Source organism: Niveispirillum sp., assembly GCF_017996735.1.
Lineage (GTDB): Bacteria > Pseudomonadota > Alphaproteobacteria > Azospirillales > Azospirillaceae > Niveispirillum.
In genome coordinates this window covers 200,099-211,792 of record NZ_JAGOGJ010000001.1, presented here as the reverse complement: position 1 = coordinate 211,792, position 11,694 = coordinate 200,099, and the positions used below count along the sequence as shown (strand labels likewise).

Genomic DNA, 11,694 nt, shown 5'->3' with positions numbered 1-11,694 from the left:
CTTCGCCTCACGCGGCCAACTGGTCGAACAGGCGGTCGCGCCAGTGCCGCGCCCCGCCGATGATGCCGGCCAGCGTCGCGGCGCGGCGGTAATGCAGATGACAATCGGCTTCCCAGGTGAAGCCCATGCCGCCATGGGTCTGGATGTTCTCCCGCGCCGCCAGTTGATAGGCGTCGATGGCGGCGATACGGGCGGATGCTGCCGCACGCGGCAGCTCGGCCGCATCCTCATGCAGGGCCCAGGCGCCGAAATAGGCGTTGGAACGAGCCAGTTCGACGGCGACATAGATATCCGCCAGCTTGTGCTTGATGGCCTGCATCGACGCGATGGGCCGGCCGAAGGCGAAACGATCCATGGCGAACGATGTCGCCATCTCCAGCGCCGCCCGCCCGCCGCCCACCTGTTCGAAGGCGAACAACACGGCGGCCCGGTCCAGAAGCCGGGCAATGGCGGGCCAGCCGACGGCACCGGGCAGCGGTTCGGCGGCCACATCGTGGAATTCCGCGCTCCAGGCCCCATGCGCCAGATCCAGCGTGCGCAGCTTCCGGCGCTCCATACCAGGGGCAGCGGGATCAATCAGGTACAGCCCGACCTGTCCCGCCGCATCCCGTGCGGCCACGATCAGCAGGCCGGCGCCATCCAGGTCGAAGACGGGGGCCTTGCTGCCCGACAGGCGCCCCTGTTCGACAAGCGCCCGGATGCCGTCCGCACCGGGTTCCCCCGCCCCTTCGGCCAGGGCGAAGGCCCCGGTCACCGACCCGTCGGCCAACCGCGGCAGCCAGGCCGCCTTCTGCGCGTCGCTGCCGAAACCCAGCAGCGCCTCCGCCGCCAGATAGAGCGTGGAGGCAAACGGGACGGGCGGCAGGAAGGCACCCACCTCCTCCGCCAGCATGCACAGGGCTTCGTGCCCCAGGCCGGACCCGCCATATTCCTCCGGAATGGTCAGGCCCAGCCAGCCCATGGCCGCCATCTCGGCCCACAGCGCGCCATCCACGGCCGGGCCGTTTTCCAGGAACTGGCGCACCGCGCCGACGGGCAGACGGTCGGCCAGAAAGGCCTGAACCTCCCGCCGCATCGCCGTCACATCGTCGGAAAAATCGAAATTCATGCGCCCTCACCATCCGCTGGCATCTGTTGGCCCAGAGCTTGGGCCATCCCCGCATCACGGCAAGCCAGTTTTCCGGAAGCAGCATGACCAGGGCTCATCCCGGCGGGGATACGAATTTTTGGAATGCGGCGATGAAGCGGGGTCATCCCGGATGTCCGGATGAGAGATATTATCCTTACAAATCAAATCACTGACGAATTATCATGCCCCCTGCCCGACATGCCCGCCGGGGCTTGCCCCCAGGGCCGGCGCAAGCCTATTCGTGGAGAAACGGCGACAGCCCGGCAGGAGGAACCCCCATGCACTATCCCGAACTGAAGCTGTTCATCGGTGGCCAATGGCGCGGCGCGGCGCAAGGCGGACCCGTGATCAACCCGGCCGACGGATCAGTGCTGGGCACCCTGCCCCATGCCGGGCGCAATGATCTGGACGACGCGCTAGCGGCAGCGGGGAAGGGTTTCCGCCTCTGGCGGGCCACCGACCCGGCGGAGCGCGAACAGGTCCTGGTCCGCGCCGCCGCCCACCTGCTGGCACGGCGGGAGGAGATTGCCGTGGGTCTGGTGCTGGACCAGGGCAAGACCATCAAGGAAGCCCTGAACGAGGTGCGCGTGGCCCATGACCGTATCCTGTGGGATGCGGGGGAGGCACGACGGCTTTATGGCCGTATCGTCCCGGCGGCGCCGGGCATGCGCAAGATGGTGACACGCCACCCGCTGGGCGTGGTGGCGGCCTTCACCCCCTGGAACTACCCGCTGGCCTCGCCCACCCGCAAGGTGGCGGGCGCGCTGGCCGCCGGTTGCTCCATCATCCTGAAAGGGGCGGAAGAGACGCCCAGCGGCGCCATGGCCCTGGTCCGCGCCTTTCAGGAGGCGGGGGTGCCCGACGGGGTGGTCAATCTGGTGTTCGGCAAGCCCGCGGAGATTTCATCCTATCTGATCCCGCAGCCGGCGGTGCGGCTGGTCACCTTCACCGGGTCGGTGCCGGTGGGCAAGCATCTGGCGGCGCTGTGCGGTCAGCATATGAAGCCGGCCATCATGGAACTGGGCGGCAATTCCCCGGTCATCATCTGGGATGACGCGGAGGCGGAAAAGGTGGCCGCCCTGTCGGCACGCGCCAAGGCCCGCAATGCCGGACAGGTCTGTGTCGCCCCCACCCGCTTCTTCGTGCATGAGCGGGTTTATGACCGGTTCGTGGACAGTCTGGGGGCCGCGGCAGAGGCATTGAAGATCGGCACCGGACTGGACCCCGCGCTGGAAATGGGGCCGCTGGCCAATGAACGGCGCCTGTCCGCCATGCAGACGCTGACGGCCGACGCCATCGGGCGCGGCGCTAGGCTGGTGGCTGGGGGCCGGCGCATCGGCCGGGACGGGTTCCAGTTCCCCCTGACCATCCTGGCCGACATGCCGGCCGACGCGCGCGCCATGCTGGAGGAACCGTTCGGCCCCATGGCCCTGGTCAGCCGGGTATCCGATCTGAATGAAGCCATCGCACGGGCCAACGCCCTGGAATTCGGCCTGGCCGCCTATGCCTTCACCGACCGGGCCGGCGTGGCCACAAGGCTGTCGGAAGAGATCGAAAGCGGCAGCCTGGCCATCAACCATTTCAACTCCACCTACCCCGACATGCCGTTCGGCGGCATGAAGGACAGCGGCTATGGCCGTGAAGGCGGGGCGGAGGGGCTGGAAGGCTACACCTTCGTGAAGTCGGTGATGCAGCAATCGGCGGTCGGGTGAGGGCTGATCAGTCCACACTTTCCAACCGGTCATCCTCACGCGGTGGATTGCCGACGCCGGCCCTGGCAAGGATCGCTTTCGCCGTTCCAGGCTGTACGCGCGCCGCGCGGGCGGCGAAATAGCGTTCAGCCTCGGCCTGCGCACCCACACGCCCCGCCACCGCCGTAGCGATGAACTGGTTCAGGCTTACACCGGTCTTTTCGGCCTGGGCCATTGCGGCATTCTTCAGGTCATCGGGAAGGCGCAGGGGAAAACTCGTCATTCGTCACATCCTTTTGAGCAGATCGCCCGGACGCAGCACGGGGATACCGAACCGGCGCCCCGCATCGGCAAGATGCTTCAGATTGAAGCTGGCAATAGCGTCCGCCACGCCATTCACCGCCGTCTCAAGCACATGGTCATCGTCCGCATCTCCCGCCATGGGGCGCCAGCGAAAATCGAAACCGACCGGGATGCACAGGCCTGCCAAATCATCCAGAATGGACAGTACGTCCCCGACACCCAATCCACTTCTGGCCAGCATGGCGGGGCGGGTCAGCACGGCCTCATATTCCACCATCAAAGATGTCGACAGCAACAACCCGAAATGCCCGTCAAGAGCGGACAATAACAGCCGCCTTGACGCGCCGGTGTCGCTGTCAAACGCCGCAACCATCACATCGGTGTCGATCACGATACGCAGCATCGCGATATCGTATATGACATCACTCCATCCGGCAATCGGCTGGCAGCCTTAAAACCGCGCCGCCCGCTTTTCCTTCAGCGCGGCGTAACCTTCCCTGAATTCCGGCCCGGTCAGGCAGTCGGCCTGGGCATGGGCTTCGGCATCAAGGTCAAGACCAGCGGGGCGAAGGCAGGATTTCAGCCGGGCGAAGGCGGCGGGGGGAAGGGCGGCCAGCCGTCCGGCCATGTCCAGCCCCGCCTCCATCACCGTGCCGGCCGGCGCCACCGCATCCGCCACGCCGGCGGCCAGGGCATCGGTGGCTTTCAGATTGCCGGCATCCAGGAACAGGCGGGTGGCCTGCGGCAAGCCGGCCCGCAGCGGCAGGGTTTCCATCAGGCCCCAGTCGGGCACCAGTCCCAGCTTCAGGAAGGGGAAACCCAGCAGCGCGTCGTCGCCCATGACCACCCGGTCGGCCAGCAGCGCCAGACCGGCGCCGGCACCGATGGCATAGCGCTCGATGGCGGCCACCACCGGCTTGGGAAAATGCCAGAGCTGTTCCACCAGGGCATGGCCGTCGCGCATGCGGGCCAGCGCGGCGTCATGGGCGATGCCTTCCAGGCTGGCCAGGTCGCCCCCGGCGCAGAACACGCCGCCCTCTCCGCCGATCAGCAGGGCGCGCACGGAGGGGTCGACCTGCGCCGCCGTCACGGCCGCGCGCAGGGCCGCGCGCAGATCGGCGTCGATGGCATTGCGGGCCGCCGGCCGGTTCAGGCGAAGGCGGCGCACACCGGGGCGGGGGTCGTCGATCAGCAGACTGTCCATGCCTCACCCTTCCCGCAGCGACAGGCCCAGCAGGGCACGGCGGCGCAGATACGGGCTGGGCCGGTAACGCGGATCACCCGTGATGGCCAATAGCCGCTCCAGGATCGACAGCACCCTGGCCGGCCCCACCAGATCGCCCCATTCCAACGGCCCCCGTGGATAGCCCAGACCCAGGCGCACGGCGGCGTCGATGTCGGCGGGGGTGGCGATGCCGCGCTGGGCGATCTCGCAGCCGGTATTGACGATCATGGCCAGCACGCGCTGTCCGATGAAACCGGGGCTGTCCTGCATGCGGGTCACGGCACGGCCGGTTGCCGCCAGCCAGCCATGGGCCCTGTCAACCAAGACCGGATCGGTGGCAGGGCTGGCCATCAGCACCAGCCGTCCCGTAAGCCCGCCCAGCGGGTCGACACCAACGAGACGGCGGGCATCCAGGCGGGCGCGCACCGCCGCCGCCGTCACATCCTCCCCCCAGGGCAGCACGAACAGGATATCGGCGGTGGACGGATCGTCCCGCAACTCCGCCCCACCCGCCGACAGCAGCGCCCGCAACGCATCCGCTCCGTCGCCTTCCGCGACCCAGGCGGTACCGGCGCGGGCGGGCGGGGGCGGCGGTTCGGCCGGTTCCTGCTTCACACCGTCGGCATAGGGATAGAACCCCCTTCCCGTTTTGCGGCCATAGAGGCCTGCGGCCAGACGCGGCGGGATCAGGGAGGAAGGACGGTAGCGGGGTTCATGCTGAAACTGCTCATAGATGGACTGCATGACCTTACCGGAGACATCCAGCCCCGTCAGGTCCAGCAGTTCGAACGGCCCCATGCGAAAGCCCAGCGTCTCCCGCAGGGTGCGGTCGATCTCCGGCACCGTTGCCGCCCCCTCCTCCAACAGCCGCAACCCCTCCGTATAGAGGGCGCGGCCGGCATGGTTGACCAGGAATCCCGGCTGGTCAGCCGCCAGAACGGCGCGGTGACCGGTCCCCGATACCAGGGCCAGCAACCGGTCGGTAACGGCCGCATCGGTCAGCAGGCCGGGGATCACCTCCGCCAGCTTCATCAAGGGCACCGGATTGAAGAAATGCAGCCCCGCCACCCGCTCCGGCCGGCGGCACCCGGCGGCGATGTCCGACACGGTCAGGGAGGAGGTATTGCTGGCCAGCAGACAATCATCCCCCACGATGCCTTCCAGCGCCGCGAACAGCGACCGCTTGGCCTCCAGTTCCTCGACAATGGCCTCGATGATCAGGGTACAGCCGGACAGGTCGGACAGGGACGGCACGGTGCTCAGCCGCCCCTCGGCCGCGCGCCGGTCGTCGGCACTCATCGCCCCCTTGGCTTCCAGCTTGTCCAGCATGGCCAGGACATAGGTCCGGCCGGCACCTGCCGCACCGTCCCGGCTGTCGTGCAGCCGCACCACATGCCCGACCTGGGTGAATAACTGGGCGATGCCCCGGCCCATGATGCCGGCGCCGACAATACCGATGATCTCTCTGGCCATGCCTACCTTCCGTGGAAATCGGGTGGACGCTTCTCCAGGAAGGCGGCCATACCCTCCTTCTGATCATCCGTATCGAACAATAGCAGGAACTCCCGGTTTTCCAGCGCATTGGCCGCCGCCAGCGGCAGGTCGGCGCCGGCCGCCAGGGTACGCTTGATGGCGGCCAGGGCCAGGGGAGGCAGGGCCGCCACCCTGCCCGCCAGCTTGCGCGCGGCGGACAGGGTCGCGCCATCCTCAGCCAGTTCGCAGGCCAGGCCCAGGGCAAAGGCCCTCTCGCCCTCCAGCGTGCCGCCCGTCATCAACAGGTGGCTGGCCATATGCTTGCCCAGCACCCGCAGCAGCCGCTGGGTGCCGCCCGCCCCCGGCATGATACCGACCCGCACCTCCGGCTGGCCGAAGCGGGCGGTGCGGTCGGCGATGATGATGTCGCACATCAGGGCCAGTTCGCACCCGGCCCCCAGCGCCGGACCGGCCACGGCGGCGATGACGGGCTTGGGACAGTCGGCGATGGGCCGCCACAGGTCGGGAAAGCCCAGATCGCGCACCCCCGACGGCCCCTTGTCGGCCAGCAGCCGCAAATCGGCGCCCGCTGCAAAGACCTTGTCACCACCGGTAACGATGATGACGCGGATGGCGGGGTCGCCGGCCAGAGTGGTGAAGGCGGCAGCCAGGGCCTGTCGCATGGCCATGTCCAGCGCATTCATCCGCTCCGGCCGGTCCAGCGTGACGATGCCGACGGCACCGTCACGGTCCAGGCGCAGGGGGGGTGGATTGTCGTGGGTCATCGCCGCCTCCATCACTTGTCCCGCGCCAGCAATCCCCGCGCGATCACCTGCGCCTGGATTTCGGCCGCCCCTTCGAAGATCGACAGGATACGGGCATCGCAGAGCAGGCGGCTGATGCGGTATTCCAGGGCGAAACCATTGCCGCCATGGATCTGCAAAGCGTTGTCAGCGTTGCTCCAGGCCACGCGGGCGGCCAGCAGCTTGGCCATCCCCGCCTCGATATCGCAGCGCCTTCCGCCATCCTTGGCACGCGCGGCCGTATAGGAAAGCTGGCGGGCCATCATGGTCTCCACCGCCATCCAGGCCAGCTTGTCCGACACGCGGGGGAAAGCGATGATCGGCTGGCCGAACTGCCGCCGGTCAAGGGCATAGCGCAGCCCCTCCTCCAGCGCGTCCTGCGCCACGCCCACGGCACGCGCCGCCGTCTGGATGCGCGCGCTTTCGAAGGTTTCCATCAGTTGTTTGAAACCCTGGCCGGGCACACCGCCCAGCAAATTCTGCTCCGGCACCTCGAACCCGTCAAAGCGGATCTCGAACTCCTTCATGCCGCGATAGCCCAGAACCTCGATCTCTCCGCCGCTCATCCCGCCGGCCGGAAACGGGTTGGCATCGTCGCCGCGCGGCTTTTCCGCCAGCAGCATGGACAGGCCCTTGTATCCCTCCTGCCCCGGAACGGTGCGGACCAGCAGGGTCATGATGTCGGCGCGGGCGGCGTGGGTGATCCAGGTCTTGTTGCCGGTCACGCGCCAGACGCGGCTTCCATCCGGCTTGGTCACCAGTTCCGCCCGGGTGCGCAGGGATGCCAGATCGGAGCCGGTGTCGGGCTCCGTGAAAACCGCCGTAGGCAGCAGGTCACCGCTGGCGATCGGTGGCAGGTAGCGACGTCTTTGTTCGTCCGTCCCGCCCAGGCGGATCAGTTCGCCCGCGATCTCCGACCGGGTGCCCAGCGATCCCACGCCGATATAGCCGCGCGACAATTCCTCCGACGCAATGCACATGGCCAGCTTGCCCAGCCCCGACCCGCCCCATTCCTCTGGCACGGTCAGGCCGAACACGCCCAGGGCCGCCATTTCGGCGATGACATCCATGGGGATATAGGCATTGTCACGGTGCCAGCCATGGGCGTACGGCGCCACACGGTCGGCCACGAAGCGGCGCAATTGCCCCGCCATGACCGTCAGCATCTCGTCATCATGGCGCGGGTCACCGAAATGCCCGTCGGCCAGGGCGGTGGACAGGGCGGCGCGCAGGGTTGGCCCGTCGCCCGACAGCAGCCGGGCGCAGGCCGGATTGGCGTGCAGCATCGCCGCCTCGGTCACCAGATCCAGATCGGCCGGCCGGGCGAATTCACCCTGGCTCATGGGGATGCCTCCGGCCAGTTGCGCCAGATATTCACCAAAACCGATGGACAGGATCAGGCGTTCGGGAAGGCACAAGGCGCCCTGGCCTTCCAACGCCTCGGCCCAATCCAGCAGGCTGCGCAGGGCCGCCACATAGGTGGCGATCCAGGCAAGGCCGTGGGCGGCATGCTGGTGCCGGGTCAGCAGGGCTGCATCCACCCCGCCCTGGGGCGCCACCCGCCGGACCAGCCGATGGCGGGCCATGGCCAGATACTGGCCCGCCGCCATCATGGCCGCCCGGCAATCGGCAAGAAGCGCTGCGGAAAGATCGGGGACACCCATCCCTCAATCCCCCCGCTGCTGCCGCGCCAGCTTCTTCAACCGTTGCTGTTCGCGCCAGGCCGTCATCAGGCGGCGCGGCTCGTCCGTGGTATGTGCGCGACCGACGGAGCGGATGCCGGCCTGCACGGCGTCGGATACCGACATCTGTTCCCAGTCGCGGATCAGTTCCTTTTGCAGGCGGATGGCGCGGGGGCCGGAGATGCAGATGGACCGCACCCATTTCTCCACCTGCTCGTCCAGCTTTTCCAGCGGGACCAGCTTTTCCATATAGCCGAAATGGTACGCTTCCTCGGCGTCGATGATATCGCCCGTATAGACCAGTTCGCGTGCCTTTCCCCAGCCGACCAGCGACGGGATCAGGCAGGCCTCCATGCCCGACGGCACGCCATAGCGGACCTCCGGCATGCCGAACCTGGCATTGTCGGCGGCCACCCGCATGTCACAGGCGGTCGCGATCTCCATGCCCGCCCCCAGGCAATAGCCGGCGATACGGGCGATGACAGGCACAGGCATGCGCCGCACGCTGTCACACGCCGCATGGGTGGTGGCGCTGCCGCTTTCGGCGATATTGTGGTCGGGGAATTCCGACATCTCGGCGATGTTGGCGCCACCGATGAAGGATTTTGTGCCCGCCCCGGTCAGCACAACGCAGCGCAACTCGGGATCGGTCGCCAGGTCCCGCATGGTGCGGGCCAGAAGGGCGCGGCCCTGCACCGGCAGGGCGTTGTGTTTTTCGACATTGTCGACCGTCACATAAGCGACGCGGCCACCCTCCGCCCTTTCCTCCAGGCGGACAAGGATCATCTCCTCGATCGATTTAGCGACCTGCGATGCGGCCATGATCAAACTCCGGATATTTCGTTTCTTTAAGGTCGATTGAAAACTGCCGGGGCACTGCCGGGTCCGGCAAACCACTTTTGGGGGGCCGGCATGAGGGCGGCTCATCGGGGTGCGCCTGGGCACCCTCCACCCTCATCCCGGTGCAAGCCGGGATGAGGGTGGAACCGGCGGGAACAGGGGAAGCCCACTCAATCCCCGAACTTGAAGCCCACCGTCACGCCGAAGGACAGGGGGCGCGCGTTGACTTCCTGGATGCCCAGGGCCTGCGGCGAAATGTAGATCGCGTGGTTGCTGTCAGTCAGGTTGTCGCCCCACAGCCGCACGAAATAACGGTCGCCCGGCGCATGATAGGTCGCCGACAGGCTCAGTGACTCATAGGCGGGGATATGGCCGAACAGGCCGCCCGGCACGATGTCGTAGCCGCCATTGTAATAAAGCGCGCCGGTCAGCACCATGCGGGCATCGCCCATCGGCACGTCATAGTCCAGGGCGATATTGGCGCTGATCTTCGGGGCGAAGATCAGGTCCTGACCCGTGGCGTTCAATGCATATGAACAGCTTCCCGGCAGCTTGGTCGCCGCCGCCAGCGTCTGGGCCTGGGCATAGGTGATGGCGGGCGGGGGCGCCGAGCAGGCCGCCGTGGTACGGGGCAGGAAGACCTGCGCGCTGGCGTAGTTCTTGTATTTGCTGTCCAGCAGATTGACGGCACCGCGCAAGGTCAACTGGTCCGACAGCAGCGCCGTCAGATCGACATCCAGGCCATAGACACGGGCCGCTGCCGCATTCTGCACCGTGGTGACGCCCGCCGCAGAGATCAGACCGACCTGGATGTTGGAATAATCGTAATAGAAGGCCGAACTGTTGAGGCGCACGCGGCGGTCCAGCAATTCCGTCTTCAAGCCGACTTCATAGGCATCCAGGATTTCCGGGCTGACGGGGATCTGCGCGGGGCTGACCACGCTGGGATTGTAGGTGCCGCTCTTGAAGCCGCGATTATAACTGGCATAGGCCATGACGTCGTCGCTGATTGTATAATCCAGTGCCAGGCGCCAGGTCAGCTTGTCGAAATTCTTCGACAGGTCCATGGCGGCCAGCGGCGTCTTGCCGAATGCCAGGTTGTCGCTGGCCGGCCCCAGCACCGTATTATAGAAATCCTCGCCCGGACTGCCGGCATAGGGCACGGCGGCGAAGCGGAACATCTCACCCTTCGCCCCCTTCTCCTCGCTGCTGTAGCGCAGGCCGGCGGTAACGCGCAGGTCGTCCGTCAACCGGGCATTGGCCTCCGCGAAGGCGGCATAGGCCTCGGTCGTGATGAAGGAATTGAAGGCAACCACGCCGGCCCCCGGACGGGTCAGGTCGATGGGCCGGATGGGCGACGGCACGTTGGAGGCAGAGATCAGATTGTCGAACCCCTCCTTGAACCACATGTAATAAAGGCCGCCGATCCAGTTGACCTTGTCATTGCCGGTCGATTGCAACTGGAATTCCTGGGAAAACTGCTCGCCGGGCTGGTTGCGGCTGCCGGAATAGCCGATCGTCGCCTCGGAAATATCGCTGCTGGACAGGGTCCGCGACGATCCCTTCACATAGCCGGTGTAGGACACCAGCCGCATGTCGGAAAAGTCGTAATCCATGTTCAAGGTGCCGCGATAACCCTTGTTGGTCACGCCCGTGTCGTGCGCCGTGGAGGTATCGTAAAGGCCATAGATGGGCGCATAGCCCGCACCGGCCGCCGTCGGCAGGGTCCCCGCCTTGACATGCGGCGACAGGAAGGTCGCGCTATCATGGTAATAGTAGGAACCGGACAGCCGGGCCGTGAAATTGTCATTGGGCTTCAGGACCAGCTTGCCCATGCCCACCATGTTTTCCGACGGGTTGGCCTTCTTATCCAGGAAGATATTGTCGATATAGCCATCGTCCCATCGGCCGGTGAAGGCCACCGACGCCGACAGCGTGTCGGTGACCTGGCCGTCGGCATAGGCACGGGCCCGCTTTTCGTTAAACTTGCCATAGCCGATTTCGGCTTCGATGCGCGGGCGCTCGCCGGGGTCCTTGGTGATGATGTTGATGGCGCCGCCGGTCGCGTTGCGGCCGAACAAGGTACCCTGGGGGCCTTTCAGCACCTCGATCCGCTCGATATTGGCCAGATCGAAGCTGTTGCCACCCTTGTTGGCCTGATAGATCCCATCCAGATAGACGGCGACCGGGCTTTCGAAGCCGGGGTTCGACTGGTTGGAACCGATGCCGCGAATGAAAGGCAGGACGGACGCACCCGTCTGATAGACCTGCAGGCCCGGTGAGATTTTCTCCAGGTCCAGGACATTGTAGGTGCCCGCCGTATCCAGCATGTCGGCGGTCACCGCCGTTACCGAGATCGGCACGTCCTGCAGGTTCTCGCTGCGCTTCTGCGCCGTGACGATGATCTCTTCCAGCAGGATGGCGCCTGACGATGCAGGCGCGGATTGGGCGGCGGCCGGTGCCGCCAGGGCGCCGAGCATCATGGGCAGGGCGATCGCCGTGGATCGCCGGAACGCGCTGCGCGTGCAGAAGATGGCGGTGCGCATGG

The 11,694-nt window shown here is 66.6% G+C and carries 10 protein-coding genes; 1 reads left to right on the top strand and 9 read right to left on the bottom strand.

The genetic code is table 11. From position 1 onward, the window contains the following. Nucleotides 1–7 precede the first annotated feature (7 nt). Entirely contained in the window at nt 8–1,108 is a 1,101-nt protein-coding gene (locus tag KBA48_RS00880; RefSeq protein WP_292902802.1) for an acyl-CoA dehydrogenase family protein, read from the bottom strand. A 299-nt stretch (nt 1,109–1,407) separates the two neighbouring features. Between KBA48_RS00880 and KBA48_RS00875 the strand changes: the two genes are divergently transcribed. Further along, a complete protein-coding gene (locus KBA48_RS00875) occupies nt 1,408–2,841 on the top strand; it encodes an NAD-dependent succinate-semialdehyde dehydrogenase (protein WP_292902801.1) in 1,434 nt (477 codons plus the stop codon). A gap of 7 nt (nt 2,842–2,848) precedes the next feature. Here the strand turns inward: KBA48_RS00875 and KBA48_RS00870 are convergent, their stop codons facing one another. The 8 genes from KBA48_RS00870 to KBA48_RS00835 form a co-directional block, all read right to left on the bottom strand. Continuing rightward, nucleotides 2,849–3,103, bottom strand: coding sequence for a YlcI/YnfO family protein (locus KBA48_RS00870; protein WP_292902800.1), 255 nt, complete (start codon nt 3,101–3,103; stop codon nt 2,849–2,851). Between the two features lie 3 nt (nt 3,104–3,106). Then, the gene (locus KBA48_RS00865; RefSeq protein ID WP_292902798.1) at nt 3,107–3,526 is read right to left on the bottom strand and encodes a putative toxin-antitoxin system toxin component, PIN family; all 420 of its coding nucleotides are present in this window, start codon (nt 3,524–3,526) and stop codon (nt 3,107–3,109) included. Nucleotides 3,527–3,574: 48 nt separating this feature from the next. Then, complete coding sequence (locus KBA48_RS00860; protein ID WP_292902796.1) at nt 3,575–4,327, bottom strand: enoyl-CoA hydratase/isomerase family protein; 753 nt, start codon at nt 4,325–4,327, stop codon at nt 3,575–3,577. 3 nt (nt 4,328–4,330) lie between these two features. Continuing rightward, on the bottom strand, nt 4,331–5,821 hold the full coding sequence (locus KBA48_RS00855) for a 3-hydroxyacyl-CoA dehydrogenase (RefSeq protein WP_292902794.1): 1,491 nt from the start codon (nt 5,819–5,821) through the stop codon (nt 4,331–4,333). A gap of 2 nt (nt 5,822–5,823) precedes the next feature. Continuing rightward, on the bottom strand, nt 5,824–6,606 hold the full coding sequence (locus tag KBA48_RS00850) for an enoyl-CoA hydratase-related protein (protein ID WP_292902792.1): 783 nt from the start codon (nt 6,604–6,606) through the stop codon (nt 5,824–5,826). An 11-nt stretch (nt 6,607–6,617) separates the two neighbouring features. Beyond that, nucleotides 6,618–8,237 carry an acyl-CoA dehydrogenase family protein gene (locus KBA48_RS00845; protein WP_292902878.1) on the bottom strand — a complete coding sequence of 540 codons (1,620 nt, stop codon included), beginning with the start codon at nt 8,235–8,237 and terminating at the stop codon, nt 6,618–6,620. Between the two features lie 54 nt (nt 8,238–8,291). Beyond that, the gene (locus KBA48_RS00840; protein WP_292902790.1) at nt 8,292–9,128 is read right to left on the bottom strand and encodes an enoyl-CoA hydratase-related protein; all 837 of its coding nucleotides are present in this window, start codon (nt 9,126–9,128) and stop codon (nt 8,292–8,294) included. Between the two features lie 188 nt (nt 9,129–9,316). Continuing rightward, nucleotides 9,317–11,692, bottom strand: coding sequence for a TonB-dependent receptor (locus KBA48_RS00835; protein ID WP_292902788.1), 2,376 nt, complete (start codon nt 11,690–11,692; stop codon nt 9,317–9,319). Between the last annotated feature and the right edge of the window lie 2 nt (nt 11,693–11,694).

What these genes read in the sequence shown, in the direction of transcription:
- KBA48_RS00855 (WP_292902794.1), bottom strand. Translation starts at nt 5,821, where the DNA reads ATGGCCAGAGAGATCATCGGTATTGTCGGCGCCGGCATCATGGGCCGG.
- KBA48_RS00865 (WP_292902798.1), bottom strand. Translation starts at nt 3,526, where the DNA reads ATGCTGCGTATCGTGATCGACACCGATGTGATGGTTGCGGCGTTTGAC.
- KBA48_RS00835 (WP_292902788.1), bottom strand. Translation starts at nt 11,692, where the DNA reads ATGCGCACCGCCATCTTCTGCACGCGCAGCGCGTTCCGGCGATCCACG.
- KBA48_RS00875 (WP_292902801.1), top strand. Translation starts at nt 1,408, where the DNA reads ATGCACTATCCCGAACTGAAGCTGTTCATCGGTGGCCAATGGCGCGGC.
- KBA48_RS00840 (WP_292902790.1), bottom strand. Translation starts at nt 9,128, where the DNA reads ATGGCCGCATCGCAGGTCGCTAAATCGATCGAGGAGATGATCCTTGTC.
- KBA48_RS00880 (WP_292902802.1), bottom strand. Translation starts at nt 1,108, where the DNA reads ATGAATTTCGATTTTTCCGACGATGTGACGGCGATGCGGCGGGAGGTT.
- KBA48_RS00845 (WP_292902878.1), bottom strand. Translation starts at nt 8,237, where the DNA reads ATGATGGCGGCGGGCCAGTATCTGGCCATGGCCCGCCATCGGCTGGTC.
- KBA48_RS00870 (WP_292902800.1), bottom strand. Translation starts at nt 3,103, where the DNA reads ATGACGAGTTTTCCCCTGCGCCTTCCCGATGACCTGAAGAATGCCGCA.
- KBA48_RS00850 (WP_292902792.1), bottom strand. Translation starts at nt 6,606, where the DNA reads ATGACCCACGACAATCCACCCCCCCTGCGCCTGGACCGTGACGGTGCC.
- KBA48_RS00860 (WP_292902796.1), bottom strand. Translation starts at nt 4,327, where the DNA reads ATGGACAGTCTGCTGATCGACGACCCCCGCCCCGGTGTGCGCCGCCTT.